This is a genomic window from Streptomyces sp. NPDC052043, assembly GCF_044548235.1.
Classification (GTDB): domain Bacteria; phylum Actinomycetota; class Actinomycetes; order Streptomycetales; family Streptomycetaceae; genus Streptomyces.
This window is the reverse complement of sequence record NZ_JBIUBT010000010.1, coordinates 187,610-206,800: the sequence shown is the minus strand read 5'-3', so window position 1 is coordinate 206,800 and position 19,191 is coordinate 187,610. Positions and strand designations below refer to the sequence as shown.

Here is a 19,191-nt window from a genome sequence, read left to right as displayed (position 1 = left end):
GACGGGCCCGCCGTTCAGCCCAGCGCCGTCAGGCCCGGGGCGAACGTGATCAGGAGCGGGAGCAGCGGCACCAGGGCCGCCACCGCGGTGGCCAGCGCACGGCGCCTGCGGGCCAGCCGCGGCGGGGGCTTCAGCAGACGGTCCACCCGCTCGCTCAGCAGGCGGTTGCTGGAGGCGCAGGACAGTACCCCGCGGTGCTGGTTGAGCTCGATCAGGGCGAGGGCCGTGGTGAGGTGGCCGTGGCGGCGGGAGGCCGTGTCGTCGGCGGCCAGCTCGACCAGGCGGTGGGTCTGCTCGCAGAACTGCGCGAACAGCGGGACGTGCGGGAAGCCGGTCGCCAGCGCGGTCGACAGGTGCAGCAGCCAGTCGTGGCGCGCGCGGGCGTGGCCGCGTTCGTGCGCGAGGACGGCGTCGAGCTGGTGACCGGTGAGCCGGTGCAGCGCGCCGGTGGTGACGACGAGCTGGGGCGGATGACCGGGCATCCACCAGGCGTCGGGGTACTCGTCCTCCAGCACCAGCAGCGGTCCGCGGGCCGCCGGAAGGCCCGCCGGCAGATCGGGGGCGCGTTCGCGCAGATGCGCGCGGGTCAGGCCGCGCCGGCGGCGGGCCTCGACGAACTCGCGGGCGAGCATCGCGGTGGTCCAGGCGGCGCCGCCGGCCAGCAGCAGGGTGAGGCCGGCGGCCCAGACGGGTGCCACCGACAGGTCGTAGGCGGCCGTCACGGCCGGCGGCGCGGGGGCGAAGACCCGGTCGTGGACCGTGCCGAAGACGGCCGCGGTGCCCAGCACGAGCCCCGCGAGGCAGCACAACAGGACGGTGGCGACCAGGCACTGCCACACCCACAGCGCGACGACGGGCTCCCGTTCGGGCCACCACGCCCGGGCCAGTGTGCGGGGAACCGGCACGGCGAGCGTCAGCGCGACGGCGCTCAGCAGGAGCAGGCAGGCGGTCATGCCTCGGACTCCGGATCCTCGTCGGAGGTGGGCGGGTGTCGGGGTCGTGCGGTGATGCGTGCTGTGCGGCCGGCCGGCGCGTGGAGCGCGCACGGCCTGCCGCCAGTATGACGGCCGCGGACACCGGGAGTCAGGGTCCGCGACCATCAATTTCCCTGCGAGGCAAGGGCCGCAGGACCTTGACTCAGCCCGACACGACCCGCCCCGTCACCTCCCCGAGCCCCACCCGGGCGCCGTCCGCGCCCGGCGCCCAGGCCGAGAGCGTCACCACGTCGCCGTCCTCCAGGAACGCCCGCTTGCCGTCCGGGAGTTCCAGGGGCTCTTGGCCGTTCCAGGTCAGCTCGAGCAGCGAGCCGCGCTCACGCTCGGACGATCCGCTCACCGTGCCCGAGCCGTACAGGTCGCCCGTGCGCAGGGAGGCGCCGTTGACCGTCATGTGGGCGAGCTGCTGCGCGGCCGTCCAGTACATGGTGGAGAAGGGCGGCTCGGACACCACATGGCCGTTGATCGCGACGGAGATCCGCAGGTCGTAACCGCCGGGCTCGTCCGCGGAGTCGTCGAGGTAGGGCAGCAGCGGGTGCGTGCGCCGCGGCGGGGCCACCCGCGCCTCCTCCAGCGCGTCCAGCGGAGTGATCCACGCCGACACCGACGTGGCGAAGGACTTGCCGAGGAACGGCCCGAGCGGGACGTACTCCCAGGCCTGGATGTCGCGCGCCGACCAGTCGTTCAGGAGGCACAGCCCGAAGACGTGCTCGCGGAAGTCACCGAGCGCGACCGGCTGTCCGAGCCGCGAGGGCACGCCCACCACGAAGCCGACCTCCGCCTCGATGTCCAGCCGGACCGAGGGGCCGAACACCGGCGCGGGGTCCGTGGGGGCCTTCCGCTGGCCCGACGGGCGCACCACGTCCGTGCCGGAGACCACCACCGTGCCGGAGCGGCCGTGGTAGCCGATCGGCAGGTGCTTCCAGTTGGGAGTCAGCGAGTCCTCGGCGTCCGGGCGGAAGATCCGGCCCACGTTCCGGGCGTGGTTCTCCGAGGCGTAGAAGTCCACGTAGTCCGCGACCTCGAAGGGGAGGTGCAGGGTCACCGAGGACAGCGGGTGCAGGAAGGGGGCGACGGTCTCCCGGTGGGCCGGCTCCGTCAGCCACGAGGTCAGCGCGCGCCGCACGTCGGACCACGCGGCGCGGCCCGCGGCCAGCAGCGGGTTCAGGTTCGGCTGCGCGAGCAGGCCGGCGTGGGGAGTACCGAGCGCCCGCGCCGCCGCCCCCGCGTCGAGCACGTGGTCGCCGAGCCGGACGCCCACGGTCCTCTCCGTCGACCCGGCGCGGGAGAAGACGCCGTAGGGAAGGTTGTGCGGACCGAAGGGGTCGCCCTCGGGGACCTCGAAGGGGGGCATGGGTGCTGCCTTCCTTTCCCGAATTCCATGTGATCGGGCCACACGTTACGGGGGCGTCCCATGTCTTGGGCAGGGCCTAAAGAGTTTGCAATGCCCGAATTGGTCTTGTGGGAGGGGGTAATTCCGGCTTAGCGTCCTCTGAGGACGCGGACGGGGTGGGTCCGCTCCATAGGGGGGACACGTGGGGGGACCCGTGGCCAGGAATGCCGTCAGTGTGCCTTTCCGGGCCGACCGTGAGGTCCCCGGCCTGATCGTGAAGTTCGGCGACTACCCGCTGCACCACGGCGGGGTGGGCGCGATCCGCAGCCTCGGCCGCCTGGGCGTGCCCATGTACGCGATCACCGAGGACGCCTACACGCCGGCGGCCTCCTCCCGTTATCTCAAACGCGCGTTCGTCTGGCCGACCAGGGGCACCGAGGGCGCGGACCGTCTGGTGGAGGGCCTGCTGCGGATCGGCCGCCGCATCGGCCGGCCCACCGTCCTGGTGCCCACCGACGAGGAGGCCGCGGTCCTGATCGCCGAGCACCAGGACGCGCTCCGGGGCCCCTTCCTCTTCCCGCCCGTCGCCCCCTGCCTGCCGCGCCGTCTGGCCAGCAAGCAGGGCCTGCACGAACTGTGCGTGGAACACGGCATCCCGAGCCCCGCGGCCGCCTTCCCGCAGTCGTACGACGACATCGTGGCGTTCGCCGAGAAGACCCGCTTCCCGGTGGTGGCCAAGAACCGCGAGGCGTTCGTGCGGCGCAGCAGCCCCGCGGTGAACGGCACCACGAGGATCAACACCCGCGAAGGCCTGCTGGCCCTGGCCCGCGACTGGGGCGAGCGGCCCGGCGTGATCCTCCAGGAGTACCTGCCGCGGGAGGAGGCCGAGGACTGGATCGTGCACGCCTACTTCGACCGGAACTCCAGCCCGCTGGCGATGTTCACCGGTGTCAAGGTCCGCTCCTGGCCGCCGCACGCGGGTATGACGGCGAACGCGTACGTCGTCGACAACCCGGAACTCGCCGACCTCGCCGCACGGTTCATCAAGCAGATCGGCTTCACCGGCATCGTCGACCTCGACCTGCGTTTCGACCGGCGCGACGGGCAGTACAAGCTCCTCGACTTCAATCCGCGGATGGGCGCGCAGTTCCGGCTCTTCGAGAGCGGGGCGGGCGTGGACGTCGTACGGGCCATGCACCTCGACCTGACCGGCCGCCCCGTTCCGGAGGGCGGGCAGCGCGCCGGCCACCGGTACGTCGTGGAGAACATCGACCTGCCCGCCCTCCTCGCCTACCGTCGCAGCGGCTACACGACGCCGCACGCGCCGGCGAGGGCGAGCGGCACGGAGCTGGCCTGGTTCGCGGGGGACGACCCGTTGCCGTTCGTCACGATGCTCGCGCGCTTCGTGCGGCCGGGCGCCCGGCACCTCTATCAGCTGTGGCGGACCAACCGCCGCGGCGGCACGACGGCCGGCCGGCCGGCCCGCGGCGACGCACGGCCGAGCGCCACCTCGCCGGTCACGCTCAAGCGCCCTCATCAGTAAGGGAGTTGGAGGGGACGGAGCCGGGAAAACGGTGACCACCGCGGTGGTCCGGCTCCGGTCGAGTCGGCGGGCCGGGGCATCCGTATTCTCTGATCATGGCCGCCCTCGCATTCGACCTCATCGCCACCGACCTGGACGGAACGCTGCTGCGCGGCGACGACACCGTCTCCGAGCGGTCCCTCACCGCGCTCGCGAGGGCGGCGGCCGCCGGTGCCCGGCACCTCGTGGTGACCGGACGGCCGGCGCCGAGGGTGCGGGAACTGCTCGGCGTCCTCGGCACCACGGGACTCGCGGTGTGCGGTCAGGGCGCACAGCTCTACGACGCCGGCAGCGACCGCCTGCTGTGGTCGGTCACCCTGGACCGGGAACAGGCCGAGACCGCGCTCGGCAAGATCGAGGCGGAGGTGGGGGAGGTGTACGCCGCGGTCGACCAGGACGGGGCCGAGGGGCTCACGCTCATCGAGCCGGGGTATCTCATGCCGCACCCGGCGCTGCCCGCCGTACGGGTCGAACGGCGCGACGACCTGTGGCGCGCGCCCATCAGCAAGGTGCTGCTGCGCCACCCGGTGCTGTCCGACGACGAGCTGGCGGCGGCGGCCCGCGGTGCGGTGGGCTCCCTCGCCACCGTCACCATGTCGGGACCCGGGACCGTCGAACTCCAACCCTGCGGCATCACCAAGGCGACCGGACTGGCGCTGGCCGCCGAACACCTGGGACTGGGCCGCGAGAGCGCCCTCGCCTTCGGCGACATGCCCAACGACATCCCGATGTTCCGGTGGGCCGCCCGGGGGGTCGCCATGGCCAACGCCCACCCCGAGCTCAAGGCGGTGGCCGACGAGGTCACGACGTCGAACGAGGACGACGGCATCGCCGTCGTCCTCGAACGATTGCTTGGCTAGCCGGTGTGTGGGCCGGCAGCGGACCTGTCAGTAGGCGCTGTAGACGTTGTCCATCGTGCCGTACCGCTTGGCCGCGTAGTTGCAGGCGGCCGTGATGTTGGCGACCGGGTCGTAGATGTCCCACGACGTGCCGTTCACGTGGTAGGCCCTGAAGGTCGGGTCGATGACCTGGAGCAGGCCCTTGGACGGGATGCCCTTGGCCGCGTTGGAGTCCCAGAGGTTGATGGCCCGCGGGTTGCCGGAGGACTCGCGGATGATGTTGCGGTAGATGCCGTTGTAGGAGCCCGGGATGCCCTTCTCGGCCATGACCTGGAGGGAGGCCCGGATCCAGCCGTCGAGGTTGTTCGGGTAGCCGAGGTTCGAGGCCGTCTTGAGGGTGGTCGCGTTGGACGAGACCGGGGTCGCGGCGGACGCGGTCGTCGCGCCGAGCAGCGGCACGGCGAGGACTGCTGCGCCGGTGCCGGTGACGGCGAGGGCGCGAACGAGGCGGGCGGTACGGGTGGAGCGGCGCTGGCCGTTTGCAGGCATGGGGGTGTTCCTCTCCGTCGCCTGCGAGGTGAGCTGTCGGGTTCGGGCGGGGAGGTGCCCGGCCGCGCCCCGAAGGGCGCGGCTTCACCCCGAGCCGTTCCGGCGCGGCGTACGACGTAGGACGTACGAGCCCGGCCCGGCGACTTACCTGGGTCCCCCGCTCCTGCCATGGTTCGTTCGGTCGTTGGGGTTACGGGCGGCGGCAGGATTCGGCGTTCCGCCCGATGGCCGGGAACGTATGCGAGACCAGATGTCCCGAACAAGTGCCGGAATCACACATCGCCCTATTTGACCTTGGTCCGGCGTGTATGTGGTGCTTGATCCTTTGTGGCTGCCAGGGTTCAACTCGGCTGTGCGTAAAGGGAATGTGAAGGAGTGCGAGGGGTGGCGTGAACGGAGGGCGGCGTGACCCAACTCACGGGGTGGGCGCCTGACGGGCAATTACCACTAAAGAGAATTGAAACCCTAATAGGGGCAAATCGGACCGCATGGGTGAGCGCGGAGGGAGCCGTGGGGCGGGTGCGTGACGGTGGTCACGTCGGGTGATGTGGCCTGACCCGTATAGGTGGGCGATATCGGTGATCGAAACGTGACCGGATACGCTGACTTGAGTGAGGGCAGCGACCTATCGACAAACCGTGTAATCCCAGCAGACACCAGCAGACAGGAGACCCCTCGTGACCGTCGTCGGGCCATTCGGGCTGACCGTGCGGGACCAGGCTCTCGAAGCCGATGTCCAGGCCGGATTGGCGGCTGTCGAGGAAGGGCTGCTCGAAGCCACCAAGAGTGAGGTCCCGTTCATCACGGGGGCCGCCCAGCACCTCGTCAGGGCTGGTGGGAAGCGGTTCCGGCCGCTGCTCGTGATGCTCGCGTCCCAGTTCGGGGACCGGTACGCGCCGGGGATCGTGCCGTCGGCCGTGGTGGTGGAGCTGACCCACCTGGCGACCCTCTATCACGACGACGTGATGGACGAGGCCGCCGTGCGCCGCGGGGTGGCCAGCGCCAACACCCGCTGGGGCAACTCCGTCGCGGTCCTGACCGGCGACTTCCTGTTCGCCCGGGCCTCGCAGATCCTCGCCGATCTCGGCCCGGAGGCCGTGCGGGTGCAGGCCGTGGCGTTCGAGCGGCTGGTCACCGGGCAGATCCTGGAGACCGCCGGGCCGCAGGACGGCCGGGACCCGGTCGACCACTACCTGGACGTGCTGGGCGGCAAGACCGGATCGCTGGTGGCGGTGTCGTGCCGGTTCGGCGCGATGATGTCCGGCGCCGACGAGACGGTCGTGGACGTGCTGACGCAGTACGGCGAGCGGCTGGGCGTCGCCTTCCAGCTGGCGGACGACGTCCTGGACATCGCCTCCGACTCGCGTGAGTCGGGCAAGACGCCCGGCACCGATCTGCGCGAGGGCATCGCCACGCTGCCGGTGCTGCGGCTGCGCGAGCGCGCGGCCCGGCTGGGGCTGCCCGAGGACACCGCCCTGTGCGAGCTGCTGGACTCCGACCTGACCGACGACGCGCGGCACGCTCAGGCGCTGGCGGCGCTGCGGGTGCACCCGGCACTGGAGCAGGCCCGCCGGGACACCGTGCGCTACGCCGAGGAGGCGCGGGCCGCGCTGGCGCCGCTGCGGGAGTGCGACGCGAAGGCCGCGCTGCTCCAGCTCTGCGACGCGGTGGTGCACCGGGCCGGCTGACGCCTGTCCGGCTCCGCGACCTCACCGGACACCCCCGCCGGACACCCCCGCCGGACACCCCCGCCGGGCGGCCCCCGCCGGGCGGCCCCTTCGAGCGGCGCTCTCCACCCTGACCCCTACGGGGTGGGGGAGGCGTCGCCCTTCGCGTGTCATACCGCAGGCGTACACGGAGTTGGCTCCGCGGTCTGACGCTTTCACCCGGCCGATTTGGTCAGATGGACACCACGGACCACACACCACTCCTCACCGATCTGGGTGAGAATGGCGGCTGAGGGTGACATCCCCGTGCAGAAGGACAGCCGCCGCCGAAGACGGAGGTAGGGCACACATGGCACCGAACGGATCCGAAGCCGACGACCTGCGCGCGGGGCGCCGCAAGGCCGCGCGCTACGTCGTCCCGGTCACGGTGGTGGGGGTGGCGGCGGCGACCATCGGGCTCGTCCCGGCACTCGCCGCGTCCGGCGACCCCGACCTGCCGAAGATCAGCGCACAGCAACTCATAGAGAAAATCGCCCAGTCGGACGTCCAGCACCTGTCCGGCACCGTCAAGGTCAGCACGGACCTCGGCCTGCCGAACCTCGGCGGCCTGGAGAGCGGCCTGGCCTCCGGCGCGGCCAGGGGTGGTGACGGTTCGTCGGCTGACCCGGCGTCAAAGCTGCCCGAGCTGGCCTCCGGCACGCACACCCTGCGCGTCGCGTCCGACGGCGAGGACCGGCAGAAGGTCTCGCTGATCGAGAGCGCCGCCGAGTACAGCCTCATCCACAACGGCAAGGACGTCTGGGGCTACGACAGCAAGTCGAACGAGGTCTTCCACAGCACCGCGGGCGACAGCGCCGGCAAGCACCGGGGCGAGGCCCCCGCCACGCCCAAGAACTTCGCCGACGAGGCCCTGAAGTCGGTCGACGACACCACCTCGGTGAAGGTCGACGGCACCGCGCAGGTCGCCGGACGCGACGCCTACAGGCTGGTCATCGAGCCGAAGCACGCCTCCGGCACCACGGTCGGCGTGATCAGCATCGCGGTGGACGCCAAGACCGGGCTGCCGCTGAAGTTCACGCTCACCCCGGCGAGCGGCGGCGCCGCCGTGCTGGACGCGGGCTTCACCCGGATCAGCTTCGCCAAGCCGGCCGCCTCGACCTTCGACTTCACCCCGCCCAAGGGCGCGAAGATCACCGAGGGGAAGGACGCGGACAAGGCCGCCAGGAAGGACGCCGGAAAGGACAGCGGGCGGAAGACCGGCCCGGGCCGCCCGTTCCACGAGCCCGGTACGCAGGAGAAGGGCCTGGCCGAGAACGGTCCGAAGGTCCTCGGCAAGGGCTGGAACTCCATCGCCGTGTTCGACACCGGCACCAAGGGCGGCGTCCCGTCGTCCGCCGGCAAGGGCGACCTGAGCGGGTTCCTCGACTCGCTCGGCGACCAGGTCAGCGGCACGTTCGGCAAGGGCACGGTCTTCTCCACCCGCCTGGTCAACGCCCTGATCACGGACAACGGCAAGGTGTACGTCGGTGCCGTCACCAAGGACACGCTGGTGAAGGCGGCGAACGCCGGGAAGTAAGGACCGACGGGCACGAGGGATCGGGGGAGCCGATGGACGAAGAGGACGACGGCGTCATCCAGACGCGGGGGCTCACCAAGCGCTACCGCGGCGGACAGCTCGCCGTCGACGGCCTCGACCTGACCGTCCCGGCGGGCAGCGTCTTCGGCTTCCTCGGCCCGAACGGCTCGGGCAAGACCACCACCATCCGCATGCTGATGGGACTCATCGAGCCCACGTCCGGCACGGCGCGGGTACTGGGGCGCCCCATGCCCCGGTCCTCGCGCACCGTGCTCCCACACGTCGGCGCGCTCATCGAGGGCCCGGCCCTGTACGGCTTCCTCTCCGGCCGGGACAATCTGCTGCGCTACGACGCCGCCGACCCGACCGCCGACCCCCGCACCCGGCGCCGCCGGGTCGCGGCCGCCCTGGACCGGGTGGGCCTGACGGCCGCGGCGGGCAAGAAGGCCAAGGCCTACTCCCTGGGCATGAAACAGCGTCTGGGCCTGGCCGCCGCGCTGCTCCAGCCGCGCAGACTGCTCGTCCTGGACGAGCCGACCAACGGTCTCGACCCGCAGGGCATGCGGGAGATCCGCTCCCTGGTCCGGGAGTTGGCGTCCGACGGGACGACCGTGTTCCTCTCCTCCCATCTGCTGGACGAGATCGAGCAGGTGTGCAGCCATGCGGCGGTCATGGCGCAGGGGCGGCTGATCACCCAGGGCGCCGTGGCGGAGCTGGCCGCGGGAGCGCGCGGCCGGCTGGTGGTGACCACGCCCGACACGGGGGAGGCGGCCCGCGTGCTGAAGGAGCAGGGCGCCGGCGACGTCGTCGTGGGCGAGGGCCGGGTGACCGGCGACCCCCCGGAGCGCGACCTCGCCGACGTGAACGCCGCGCTGGTGACGGCGGGCGTGCGCGTCCGCGGCTTCGGGGTCGAACGGGCCTCGCTGGAGGACGCGTTCGTGGCACTCACGGGGGAGGGTTTCGATGTCGCGGGCTGAGGTCTCGCCGGGGCGGACCGCGGACGGGGCCGTCCGCGCCCCCGGTCCGCTGTGGACCTTCGGACTGCTGCGCAGCGAGCTGGTGACCACCTTCCGGCGCTGGCGCACTCTCGCGCTGCTGGGCGTGCTGGCCGGTGTGCCGGTCCTGGTCGGGGTGGCCGTCAGGATCGAGACGCGGGACGGTTCGTCGGTCGGCGGCGGGGGCGGCGAGGGACCGGCGTTCATCGCGCAGGTCACCAACAACGGACTGTTCCTGGTCTTCACCGCACTGGCCGCCACCCTGCCGTTCTTCCTGCCGATGGCCGTGGGCGTGATCGCGGGTGACGCCGTCGCCGGGGAGGCGAACGCGGGCACCCTGCGCTATCTGCTGGTCGCCCCCGCCGGCCGCACCCGCCTGCTGCTCGCCAAGTACGCCACGACGATGGCCTTCTGCCTGGTCGCCACCCTCGTGGTCGCCGTCTCGGCGCTCCTCGTGGGCGCGTTGCTGTTCCCCCTGGGCGATCTGACGACCATCTCCGGCACGCGGATCAGCTTCGCCGACGGACTGGGCCGGGCGGTGCTGATCGCCCTCGTCGTCGCCGCTTCCCTGATCGGCCTCGCCGCACTCGGCCTGTTCGTCTCGACGCTGACCAACAGCGGGATCGCGGCGATGGCCACGACCGTGGGCCTGCTGATCACCGTTCAGATCGTGGACCAGATCCCCCAGCTGCACGCGATCCAGCCGTACCTCTTCCCCCACTACTGGCTGTCCTTCGCCGACCTCATGCGCGAGCCGGTCTACTGGGACGGCCTGCTGAAGAACCTGGAGTTGCAGGCCCTGTACGCGGCGGTGTTCGGCTCGGCGGCGTGGGCGCGGTTCACGGCGAAGGACATCACGGCCTAGGGGCTGCCCGCGCCAGGGGGTCAGGGGTCGCCCGCGCGGGTCCTCCCCACCCCGGTGAGACGGGCCAGTGGTTCGCTCTCCCGCGGCGGCGCCCCGCTCAGGTCGCCCACCCGCCAGGCCTCCGTCCACGGGACGCGGTAGACGTCGATCACGGCCTCGATCGGCTTCACCCGCTGGGCGAGCCGCCGCGGCAGCCGTCCCGGCGCGTCCGCGACGAGCACCACGGCGTCCAGGTCGAGCCCGGCGGGCGCCTCGCCCCTGCGGAACACCTCCAGGGCCCGGGTAACGGCGTCCAGCCCGGCCGCGTGGGTCCTGGCGACCAGCAGGACCGACGTGGGGGCGCCGGGCTCCGGCCAGGCGCGTCCGCAGTCATGACCCCCGTAGACGACCGCGAGCGTGGTCGTGCCCGCGCCGCCGTGGGTGGCCAGCCAGGAGAACCGGCGGGGCGTGACGGACCGGCCTGCGGGCCGCTCAAGCCTGTCCTCCCACCCGTCGGGCTCGGCGCGGGTGTCGGGCACCGGTCCGCGGACCCAGATCTCCGGTCCCTGTCGTGCGTTTGTTCGCATTTCCGTCCCCCTTCCGCGCCATCCCGGCGATCCTCGCCCGCGAAACGTTACCCGCGTCACAGGAGCACGGTTCCTGGTGCGAGTCTGTGACGTCGTGGTGACGCGGGCAGGGCAGGCGGGCGGAGAGACTCGAATGGACGCGAACGACCGGATGGCACACTCGTCCGAGTGAGGGAGCCGATGTCTCGACTGAGCCGCGGGAAGAAGCGGGAACACGAGCGCGCCGCGCAGCCGGCGGCACCCGTGGCGACGCCGGTCGCCGTCCATGTGCCGGCGGACGGCGCCGGGGCCTCGGTCGGCGGCGTACCGGTCCACCCGGCTCCCGGTGAGGAGGTCCAGCAGGCCGTCCTGGACCACCTCCACCGCATCGCCCTCACCTGCGGCCACCCCGTCCTCGCCACGGTCACCGACGAGCGCATCGGCTACGTCGTCCCCCTCCAGGTCCGCACCGACGGCTCCAGCGCGTTCGCGGCGGAGCCCCTGCGCACGGCACCGCCGGACCCGCCGGCCGGCGTACCCGGACCGGGCCCGGCCGCGCGGCCGGAGGACGACAGGGTGACGCACGTCCTGAAGCAGCTCGCGGAACCGCCTCGCGAGCCCCGGGCGGCTGACAGGACCCCGCATGCCGGGAACGCGCCCACCTTCCCGTTGCGGGCGGTTCCCGAGCCGCAGGCGCCGTCCACCGGGGCGGCACCGGCGTTCGCCTCGCCGGCGTCGCCGGAACTGCCGAGCGACACGCCCTTCGGCACGGCCGTCGCCCCCACAGGGGTGTTCGGCCCGCCCCCGGCGATGGACGCAAGCCCGGCCGACCCGAACCCGCAACCGGAACGGCCCACGCCCGCCGACCAGGACCTCACGCCCGCCGATCAGATCCCCGTGTCTGCCGACCGGGCCCTCGTGTCTGCCGACCGGGCCCCGGGGCCTGCTGATCGGATCCCCGTGTCTGCCGACCGGGCTCTCGTGTCTGCCGACCGGGCCTCGGGGCCTGCTGATCGGATCCCCGTGTCTGCCGACCGGGACCTCGCGCCCGCCGATCAGGACCCGGCGTCCGGCTGCCAGGCCTGTGCGCCCGCCGTCCCCGGGGCAGCCGCGACCTCCCACCCACCCCAGCACGCGCACCCGGCGCACCCACACCCGGGCACGGACCCCGACCGGGCCGTACCCGACGGGGCTGCACCTGATCCGCTCGCGCCCGACCGGGCCGCACCTGACCGAGCTGTGCCCGACCGGGCTGTACCTGACCGGGCCGCACCTGACCGCGCTGCACCCGACCCGCTCGAACCCGACCCCAAGCCCACCCCCGCCCGGGGGTTCGACGCGGTGGCGGAGGCGGTGCTCGGGGAGGATCCCAGGACCGCGGCCGGGGAAGCGGGCGTCGTCCTGTTCGCCGAACCCCTGGCGCGCGTCAACGAGGCCGTGAAGGAGGGCCGGATCGAGGAAGCGGCGACCCTGGCCGAACGCACGGTCGCGGACGCGTCCGGCACGCTCGGCCCGGAGCATCCCGAGGTGCTGCGGGTGCGCGAACTCACCGCCTACATCGCCTACCTGGCGGGCGATCCGCTCCGTTCCTTCGGCATCTCCCTCGCCCTCGCCCGCATCCGCCACCGTGCCCGGGACACGGATGCGGCCTACGGCGACGTGCAGAGCGCCTCGGCCGCCTGGCGCGCGGTCCGCGACCCCGAGCAGGGCCTGCGGCTCGGCCGCGAGCTGATCGACCTGTGGGCCGAACTCGCCGCCGAGGACGGCCCGGCCGCCGACGACATCGAACAACTGGAGTCCGCCCGCGCCCGCATGGACCGCCTGGCCCGGCGGGCCCGCACCGCGACACCGCCGCCCACAGGCTGACCGGCGCCCTACGCCACGCAGAACACGTTGCCCTCCGGGTCCTCCAGCACCGTCCACTCCCCGGCGGGCTCCCGTACGTGCCGCAGCACCCGTGCCCCGAGGTCCTTCAGCCGCTGCACCTCGTCCGCGCGCCGGCCCTCACCGGGGTGCAGGTCGAGGTGGAGCCGGTTCTTGCCGGACCTGGCCTCCGGCACCCGCTGGAACAGCAGCCGCCTCCCCAGACCGGTGCCGCGCTCCTTGTCGTACGGGTCGTCCGGGTGCCGTACGCCGATCAGGTCCCGGAAGGCCGGGCGGCCGTGGAACTCGACCGTGGCCTCGCCCGGCAGCGCCCCCAGCTCCACCAGCCGCTCGACCAACGCGCTGTTGTCCTCCACCTCGTAGTGCAGCGCGGCGGCCCAGAAGTCGGCCTGCGCGTGCGGGTCGGCGGCGTCGACGACGAGCTTCCAGTGCAGCGGGGCGGGCGCGGAGCCCGTGGGTGTCCGAGTCATGTAACCAGTTATAGTGGTTACATGAGTGCGCGTGCCAGGGAAACGCGGAAATCCACCACCGGTCTGACGCTCGTCTCGCACGACGGAAAGCCCTACCGCTTCGATCCGGGGGCGCTGTGCCTGGAGTTGCTGACGACGGGCGGCCCGGGCGCCTTCGCCCGCTACGAGATGCTGCACGGCCCCGCCGACCTGGTCGCCTGGGCCGGTCGCAGCAGGCTCGCCCCGGGGCTGGAACTGACGGTCGGCGAGGACGAGGTGGAGCGCGCCCGCGGCTTCCGCGACGCCCTCTTCCTGCTCACCGCCGACCGCGCGCACGGCCGTCCGCTCCAGCCGGGCCACGTGGCCACGGTCAACGAGACGGCGGCCGAACCGTCCCTCGTCTCCCGGCTCACCCCGGCCGGCACCCGGATCTGGGCGCCAGGCGCCACCGGCACGCGGCTGCTGTCGACGGTGGCCCGGGACGCGGTCGACCTGTTCACCGGTCCGTACGCCGACCGCGTCCGCGAATGCGGTGCCCACGACTGCTACCTGCTGTTCGTCGACACCTCACGTCCGGGCCGGCGGCGCTGGTGCGCGATGGAGCACTGCGGCAACCGGGAGAAGGTGCGAGCCCACCGCGCCCGCACCCCGCGCACGCCCGACGCGGGCCATCCCGGCAGGCCCTAGCGGGCCGGGGTCCGACGCGCCGCCCGCGGCACGTCCGCGGCAGCGGCTATGCGTCCACCGGGTCGGCCTGCGCCGTCGCCGCGGTCCTGGGGGCGGCGGCGAGCCGGGCCCTGAGCTGTGCCGCCCGCCGGGCGGTGCGCAGCCCGTCCCAGGTCAGCATGGTCAGGGCCAGCCAGACCAGGGCGAAGCCGGCCCAGCGCTCGGCCGGCATGGACTCGTGGAAGTAGGCGACGCCGAGCAGGAACTGGAAGACCGGGGCCATGTACTGCAGCAGGCCCAGGGTGGACAGCGGCACCCGTATCGCGGCCGCGCCGAAGCAGACCAGCGGCAGCGCGGTGACGATGCCGGTGGAGGCGAGCAGGGCGGCGTGCCCGGCGCCCTCGGCGGCGAACGTCGAGGTGCCGTGCGTGCCCAGCCACAGCAGGTAGCCCAGGGCGGGCAGGAACTGTACCGCGGTCTCGGCGGCCAGCGACTCGACGCCGCCGAGGTTGACCTTCTTCTTCACCAGGCCGTAGGTGGCGAAGGAGAAGGCGAGGCAGAGGGAGATCCACGGCGGGCGGCCGTACCCGACGGTGAGCACGACGACGGCGGCGGCGCCGGTGCCGACCGCCGCCCACTGCACGGGCCGCAGCCGCTCCTTGAGGAGCAGCACGCCCATCGCGATGGTGACCAGCGGGTTGATGAAGTAGCCGAGGGAGGCCTCCACCACGTGCCCGCTGTTGACGGACCAGATGTAGACGCCCCAGTTGACGGTGATCACGGCGGCGGCGATCACGACGAGGGCCAGCCGGCGCGGCTGGCGCAGCAGTTCACCGGCCCAGGCCCAGCGGCGTACGACGAGCAGGGCGACGGCCACGAAGGCGAGGGACCACACCATGCGGTGGGCGAGGATCTCGATCGCCCCGGAGGGTTTGAGCAGCGGCCAGAACATGGGGACGAGGCCCCACATCCCGTAGGCGGCGATGCCGTTCAGCAGTCCTGTGCGCCGTTCACCCCTCGGCTTCTCGCTCACTTGTTCCTCCTTCGTGCCGGCCGCGTGCCGTGCGACGGGCATCAAAGAAGGTAGCGCCACGCGCCCTCGCCTGTCATGTCCGTATGGCCAAACGGTCATGACGGGCGGGTGACGGTTTCCCCGGTGTCCTCCCCGGTACTTCCCCGGTGCCGCTCAGCCCCGGGCGCGACGACGAGGCCCGGGCCGCACGGACCCGGGCCTCGTGAGACGGAGTGGGCCGCTCAGCCGACGACCGTCCAGGTGTCCCCGCCGGCCAGCAGTGCGGCCAGGTCGCCCTTGCCCCGCTGCTCGATCGCCTCGTCCAGCTGATCGGCCATCGCGGTGTCGTAGACCGGGCGGTCGACGGACCGGAGGACGCCGATCGGGGTGTGGTGGAGGGTGTCGGGGTCGGCCAGCCGGGACAGCGCGAACGCCGTGGTGGGGGAGGCCGCGTGGGCGTCGTGGACGAGGATCTCGGACTCGTTGTCCGGGGTGACGTCCACGACGGACAGGTCACCGGTGCGCGCGTCCCGGACGACACCGCGTTCGCGGTCCGCGCCGAAACGGATCGGCTGCCCGTGCTCCAGGCGGATCACGGCCTCCTGGGCCTGCTGCCGGTCCTTGAGGGCCTCGAAGGCGCCGTCGTTGAAGATGTTGCAGTTCTGGTAGATCTCGATCAGCGCCGTGCCGGGGTGGGCGGCGGCCTGGCGCAGCACCTCGGTGAGGTGTTTGCGGTCGGAGTCGATGGTGCGCGCGACGAAGGACGCCTCGGCGCCGATCGCGAGGGAGACCGGGTTGAAGGGGGCGTCGAGGGAGCCCATCGGCGTCGACTTGGTGATCTTGCCGATCTCGGAGGTGGGGCTGTACTGGCCCTTGGTCAGACCGTAGATCCGGTTGTTGAACAGCAGGATCTTGAGGTTGACGTTGCGGCGCAGGGCGTGGATGAGGTGGTTGCCGCCGATGGACAGCGCGTCGCCGTCACCGGTGACGACCCACACGCTCAGGTCGCGCCGCGAGGTGGCCAGGCCGGTGGCGATGGCGGGGGCGCGGCCGTGGATGGAGTGCATCCCGTAGGTGTTCATGTAGTACGGGAAGCGGGAGGAGCAGCCGATGCCGGAGACGAAGACGACGTTCTCCCTGGCCAGCCCCAGCTCGGGCATGAAGCCCTGGACGGCCGCCAGGATCGCGTAGTCGCCGCAGCCGGGGCACCAGCGCACTTCCTGGTCGGACTTGAAGTCCTTCATGGACTGCCGGGCCTGGGCCTTCGGCACCAGGGAGAGCGCCTCGGCCGTGCCCGTGCCTTCCGTGGACGTCTCAGCCATCGATGGCCTCCTTGAGAGCCGTGGCGAGCTGTTCCGCCTTGAACGGCATGCCGTTGACCTGGTTGTACGAGTGCGCGTCCACCAGGTACTTCGCCCGCACGAGGGTCGCGAGCTGGCCGAGGTTCATCTCGGGGATCACCACCTTGTCGTAACGCTGCAGGACCGCGCCGAGGTTCTTCGGGAAGGGGTTGAGGTGGCGCAGGTGGGCCTGCGCGATGGACTCCCCGGCCGCGCGCAGCCGGCGCACCGCCGCCGTGATCGGCCCGTAGGTCGAGCCCCAGCCCAGGACGAGGGTGCGCGCCCCGTCCGGGTCGTCGACCTCGATGTCGGGGACCTCGATGCCGTCGACCTTGGCCTGCCGGGTGCGGACCATGAAGTCGTGGTTGGCGGGGTCGTAGGAGATGTTGCCGGTGCCGTCCTGCTTCTCGATGCCGCCGACCCGGTGCTCCAGGCCCGGCGTGCCCGGGATCGCCCACGGGCGGGCCAGGGTCTCGGCGTCGCGCTTGTACGGCCAGAACACCTCGGTGCCGTCGTCCAGCGTGTGGTTGGGGCCCTGCGCGAACTGCACGCTCAGCTCCGGCAGTTCGTCCAGGTCCGGGATGCGCCAGGGTTCGGAGCCGTTGGCGAGGTAGCCGTCGGAGAGCAGGAACACCGGGGTGCGGTAGGTCAGCGCGATCCGGGCCGCCTCCAGGGCGGCGTCGAAGCAGTCCGCCGGGGTGCGGGGGGCGACGACCGGGACCGGTGCCTCGCCGTTGCGGCCGTACATGGCCTGCAACAGGTCGGCCTGCTCGGTCTTGGTCGGCAGGCCGGTGGACGGGCCGCCGCGCTGGATGTCCACCACCACCAGCGGCAGCTCCAGCGACACCGCGAGACCGATCGTCTCCGACTTCAGGGCCACGCCGGGGCCGGAGGTGGTGGTGACGGCGAGGGACCCGCCGAAGGCGGCCCCGAGTGCGGCGCCGATGCCGGCGATCTCGTCCTCGGCCTGGAAGGTCCGCACACCGAAGTTCTTGTGCTTGGACAGCTCGTGCAGGATGTCCGAGGCCGGGGTGATCGGGTACGAGCCCAGGAACAGCGGCAGGTCCGCCTGACGGGACGCCGCCACCAGACCGTAGGCCAGGGCCAGGTTCCCCGAGATGTTGCGGTACGTGCCGACGGGGAAGGCCTTGGCGGCCGGGGCCACCTCGTAGGAGACCGCGAAGTCCTCCGTCGTCTCACCGAAGTTCCAGCCCGCGCGGAACGCCGCCACGTTCGCCGCCGCGATGTCCGGCTTCCGGGCGAACTTCGTCCGCAGGAACTTCTCCGTGCCCTCCGTCGGCCGGTGGTACATCCACGACAGCAGGCCCAGCGCGAACATGTTCTTGCTGCGCTCGGCCTCCTTGCGGGACAGGTCGAACTCCTTGAGGGCCTCGACCGTCAGCGTGGTCAGCGGCACCGGATGCAGGTGGTAGCCGTCCAGCGAGCCGTCCTCCAGCGGGGAGGCGGCGTAGCCGACCTTCTGCATCGCGCGCTTGGTGAACTCGTCGGTGTTGACGATGATCTCCGCACCGCGCGGCAGGTCGCCGACGTTCGCCTTCAGCGCCGCCGGGTTCATCGCCACCAGCACGTTCGGCGCGTCCCCGGGAGTGAGGATGTCGTGGTCCGCGAAATGCAGCTGGAAGGACGACACGCCCGGCAGGGTGCCTGCGGGGGCCCGGATCTCGGCCGGGAAGTTCGGCAGCGTGGACAGGTCGTTCCCGAACGACGCCGTCTCCGAGGTGAAGCGGTCACCGGTGAGCTGCATACCGTCACCCGAGTCACCCGCGAACCGGATGATCACCCGGTCCAAGCGGCGGACGTCCTTCGTCCCGGCCGCCCTGCGTTGCTCTCCTACGACAGTTCCGTCGGCCTGCTCCGCTGGACTGCTGACCTGGCTGGTCACTGAACTGGACCTCCTTCGAGGCGGCTGTGTGGGAGCGGCCTTCCCGAAGACCTTTCCCCGGCTTCAACCCTACGACCGTGAGGGTCGCCTTCCCTGCATCGTTCGCATGCCGGACGGACAGATGAGACGGTTCGCACGGTCCGAAACAGTGTCGACGATCACGAGTTCAGATAGGTGAGCACGGCCAGAACACGCCGGTGATCCCCGTCACTTTGGGACAGTCCGAGCTTGAGGAAGATGTTGCTGACGTGCTTCTCGACCGCGCCGTCGCTCACCACCAGCTGCCGGGCGATCGCCGAGTTCGTCCGCCCCTCGGCCATCAGCCCCAGCACCTCCCGCTCCCGCGGGGTGAGCCCGGCCAGCACGTCCTGCTTGCGGCTGCGGCCGAGCAGCTGGGCGACGACCTCCGGGTCCAGGGCCGTACCGCCCTCGGCCACCCGCACCACCGCGTCCACGAACTCGCGCACCTCGGCCACGCGGTCCTTGAGCAGATAGCCCACCCCGCGGCTGGAACCGGCCAGCAGCTCGGTGGCGTACCGCTCCTCCACGTACTGCGAGAGCACGAGCACGCCCAGCGCCGGGTGCGCCTTGCGCAGCTGCACCGCGGCCCGGACCCCTTCGTCGGTGTGCGTCGGCGGCATGCGCACGTCCGCCACGACGACGTCCGGCAGCGCCTGCTGGTCGTGCAGCTCCGCGATGGTCTTGATCAGCGCCTGGGCGTCCCCGACACCCGCCACGACCTCGTGTCCGCGGTCGGTCAGCAGCCGGGTCAGGCCCTCCCTGAGCAGCACTGAATCCTCGGCGATGACCACTCGCACCCTGTCCTCCACGTTTCTCGGCCCCCCACAGCCTCGCCCCACGGCCCTCCGTGCGACACGGTCCAGCATTCCAGTATTCGGATCGTGCCGCGCCCAGGCCAGGGCAAGTGGGAGGGGTGACCACACGTTTCGGCCTGCCGCCGCGACCGGTGTGGCCGCGGCGGCAGGCCGCC

Annotated in this window: 17 protein-coding genes and 1 riboswitch; of the genes, 8 read left to right on the top strand and 9 right to left on the bottom strand. The window is 72.2% G+C overall.

What is annotated here, in order from left to right; all coding sequences use genetic code 11:
* Positions 1 to 14 precede the first annotated feature (14 nt).
* Entirely contained in the window at positions 15 to 953 is a 939-nt protein-coding gene (locus ACIHCX_RS25125) for a M56 family metallopeptidase (RefSeq protein ID WP_400033074.1), read from the bottom strand.
* A gap of 184 nt (positions 954 to 1,137) precedes the next feature.
* Positions 1,138 to 2,349, bottom strand: coding sequence for a fumarylacetoacetase (gene fahA, locus ACIHCX_RS25120; RefSeq protein WP_400033072.1), 1,212 nt, complete (start codon positions 2,347 to 2,349; stop codon positions 1,138 to 1,140).
* A gap of 214 nt (positions 2,350 to 2,563) precedes the next feature.
* On the opposite strand from fahA, the gene ACIHCX_RS25115 reads away from it, so the two are divergent.
* A complete protein-coding gene (locus tag ACIHCX_RS25115; protein WP_400033070.1) occupies positions 2,564 to 3,871 on the top strand; it encodes an ATP-grasp domain-containing protein in 1,308 nt (435 codons plus the stop codon).
* 95 nt (positions 3,872 to 3,966) lie between these two features.
* Positions 3,967 to 4,770 carry an HAD family hydrolase gene (locus ACIHCX_RS25110; RefSeq protein ID WP_400033068.1) on the top strand — a complete coding sequence of 268 codons (804 nt, stop codon included), beginning with the start codon at positions 3,967 to 3,969 and terminating at the stop codon, positions 4,768 to 4,770.
* Between the two features lie 27 nt (positions 4,771 to 4,797).
* Here ACIHCX_RS25110 and ACIHCX_RS25105 read toward each other — a convergent pair whose 3' ends face one another.
* Complete coding sequence (locus ACIHCX_RS25105; protein WP_400033066.1) at positions 4,798 to 5,298, bottom strand: transglycosylase SLT domain-containing protein; 501 nt, start codon at positions 5,296 to 5,298, stop codon at positions 4,798 to 4,800.
* A 5-nt stretch (positions 5,299 to 5,303) separates the two neighbouring features.
* A riboswitch (cyclic di-AMP (ydaO/yuaA leader) is annotated at positions 5,304 to 5,491 on the bottom strand.
* A gap of 484 nt (positions 5,492 to 5,975) precedes the next feature.
* On the opposite strand from ACIHCX_RS25105, the gene ACIHCX_RS25100 reads away from it, so the two are divergent.
* The 4 genes from ACIHCX_RS25100 (at position 5,976) to ACIHCX_RS25085 (ending at position 10,401) form a co-directional block, all read left to right on the top strand.
* Positions 5,976 to 6,986 (top strand): polyprenyl synthetase family protein, encoded by a 1,011-nt coding sequence (locus ACIHCX_RS25100; RefSeq protein WP_400033064.1) that lies wholly within the window; start codon positions 5,976 to 5,978, stop codon positions 6,984 to 6,986.
* 328 nt (positions 6,987 to 7,314) lie between these two features.
* The gene (locus ACIHCX_RS25095; protein ID WP_400033062.1) at positions 7,315 to 8,541 is read left to right on the top strand and encodes an outer membrane lipoprotein carrier protein LolA; all 1,227 of its coding nucleotides are present in this window, start codon (positions 7,315 to 7,317) and stop codon (positions 8,539 to 8,541) included.
* Positions 8,542 to 8,573: 32 nt separating this feature from the next.
* The gene (locus ACIHCX_RS25090; RefSeq protein ID WP_400033060.1) at positions 8,574 to 9,518 is read left to right on the top strand and encodes an ABC transporter ATP-binding protein; all 945 of its coding nucleotides are present in this window, start codon (positions 8,574 to 8,576) and stop codon (positions 9,516 to 9,518) included.
* Positions 9,505 to 10,401 carry an ABC transporter permease gene (locus tag ACIHCX_RS25085; protein ID WP_400033058.1) on the top strand — a complete coding sequence of 299 codons (897 nt, stop codon included), beginning with the start codon at positions 9,505 to 9,507 and terminating at the stop codon, positions 10,399 to 10,401. Before ACIHCX_RS25090 ends, ACIHCX_RS25085 begins: the two co-directional genes overlap by 14 nt.
* A 20-nt stretch (positions 10,402 to 10,421) precedes the next feature.
* Here the strand turns inward: ACIHCX_RS25085 and ACIHCX_RS25080 are convergent, their stop codons facing one another.
* On the bottom strand, positions 10,422 to 10,967 hold the full coding sequence (locus tag ACIHCX_RS25080) for a DUF6668 family protein (RefSeq protein WP_400033056.1): 546 nt from the start codon (positions 10,965 to 10,967) through the stop codon (positions 10,422 to 10,424).
* 180 nt (positions 10,968 to 11,147) lie between these two features.
* Between ACIHCX_RS25080 and ACIHCX_RS25075 the strand changes: the two genes are divergently transcribed.
* Complete coding sequence (locus ACIHCX_RS25075; RefSeq protein ID WP_400033054.1) at positions 11,148 to 12,812, top strand: tetratricopeptide repeat protein; 1,665 nt, start codon at positions 11,148 to 11,150, stop codon at positions 12,810 to 12,812.
* Positions 12,813 to 12,820: 8 nt separating this feature from the next.
* Here ACIHCX_RS25075 and ACIHCX_RS25070 read toward each other — a convergent pair whose 3' ends face one another.
* Positions 12,821 to 13,300 (bottom strand): VOC family protein, encoded by a 480-nt coding sequence (locus tag ACIHCX_RS25070; protein WP_400033052.1) that lies wholly within the window; start codon positions 13,298 to 13,300, stop codon positions 12,821 to 12,823.
* A gap of 21 nt (positions 13,301 to 13,321) precedes the next feature.
* On the opposite strand from ACIHCX_RS25070, the gene ACIHCX_RS25065 reads away from it, so the two are divergent.
* Positions 13,322 to 13,966, top strand: a complete 645-nt coding sequence (locus ACIHCX_RS25065) for a CGNR zinc finger domain-containing protein (protein WP_400033050.1) — start codon at positions 13,322 to 13,324, stop codon at positions 13,964 to 13,966.
* Positions 13,967 to 14,012: 46 nt separating this feature from the next.
* Here the strand turns inward: ACIHCX_RS25065 and rarD are convergent, their stop codons facing one another.
* The 4 genes from rarD to ACIHCX_RS25045 all read right to left on the bottom strand — a co-directional run bounded on the left by rarD (position 14,013) and on the right by ACIHCX_RS25045 (position 19,018).
* Positions 14,013 to 15,020, bottom strand: coding sequence for an EamA family transporter RarD (rarD, locus tag ACIHCX_RS25060; protein WP_400033048.1), 1,008 nt, complete (start codon positions 15,018 to 15,020; stop codon positions 14,013 to 14,015).
* Positions 15,021 to 15,199: 179 nt separating this feature from the next.
* Positions 15,200 to 16,279: a 2-oxoacid:ferredoxin oxidoreductase subunit beta gene (locus ACIHCX_RS25055; RefSeq protein WP_400033046.1), complete on the bottom strand. Its 1,080-nt coding sequence runs from the start codon at positions 16,277 to 16,279 to the stop codon at positions 15,200 to 15,202.
* Entirely contained in the window at positions 16,272 to 18,200 is a 1,929-nt protein-coding gene (locus ACIHCX_RS25050) for a 2-oxoacid:acceptor oxidoreductase subunit alpha (RefSeq protein WP_400033044.1), read from the bottom strand. Before ACIHCX_RS25050 ends, ACIHCX_RS25055 begins: the two co-directional genes overlap by 8 nt.
* 158 nt (positions 18,201 to 18,358) lie before the next feature.
* Entirely contained in the window at positions 18,359 to 19,018 is a 660-nt protein-coding gene (locus ACIHCX_RS25045) for a LuxR C-terminal-related transcriptional regulator (protein WP_376546073.1), read from the bottom strand.
* Positions 19,019 to 19,191 lie beyond the last annotated feature (173 nt).

Coding starts and splice junctions, on each gene's coding strand:
- ACIHCX_RS25075 (WP_400033054.1), top strand. CDS start 11,148: ATGTCTCGACTGAGCCGCGGGAAGAAGCGGGAACACGAGCGCGCCGCG.
- ACIHCX_RS25105 (WP_400033066.1), bottom strand. CDS start 5,298: ATGCCTGCAAACGGCCAGCGCCGCTCCACCCGTACCGCCCGCCTCGTT.
- ACIHCX_RS25125 (WP_400033074.1), bottom strand. CDS start 953: ATGACCGCCTGCCTGCTCCTGCTGAGCGCCGTCGCGCTGACGCTCGCC.
- ACIHCX_RS25065 (WP_400033050.1), top strand. CDS start 13,322: ATGAGTGCGCGTGCCAGGGAAACGCGGAAATCCACCACCGGTCTGACG.
- ACIHCX_RS25110 (WP_400033068.1), top strand. CDS start 3,967: ATGGCCGCCCTCGCATTCGACCTCATCGCCACCGACCTGGACGGAACG.
- ACIHCX_RS25070 (WP_400033052.1), bottom strand. CDS start 13,300: ATGACTCGGACACCCACGGGCTCCGCGCCCGCCCCGCTGCACTGGAAG.
- ACIHCX_RS25080 (WP_400033056.1), bottom strand. CDS start 10,967: ATGCGAACAAACGCACGACAGGGACCGGAGATCTGGGTCCGCGGACCG.
- ACIHCX_RS25055 (WP_400033046.1), bottom strand. CDS start 16,279: ATGGCTGAGACGTCCACGGAAGGCACGGGCACGGCCGAGGCGCTCTCC.
- ACIHCX_RS25085 (WP_400033058.1), top strand. CDS start 9,505: ATGTCGCGGGCTGAGGTCTCGCCGGGGCGGACCGCGGACGGGGCCGTC.
- fahA (WP_400033072.1), bottom strand. CDS start 2,349: ATGCCCCCCTTCGAGGTCCCCGAGGGCGACCCCTTCGGTCCGCACAAC.
- ACIHCX_RS25090 (WP_400033060.1), top strand. CDS start 8,574: ATGGACGAAGAGGACGACGGCGTCATCCAGACGCGGGGGCTCACCAAG.
- rarD (WP_400033048.1), bottom strand. CDS start 15,020: ATGCCCGTCGCACGGCACGCGGCCGGCACGAAGGAGGAACAAGTGAGC.
- ACIHCX_RS25095 (WP_400033062.1), top strand. CDS start 7,315: ATGGCACCGAACGGATCCGAAGCCGACGACCTGCGCGCGGGGCGCCGC.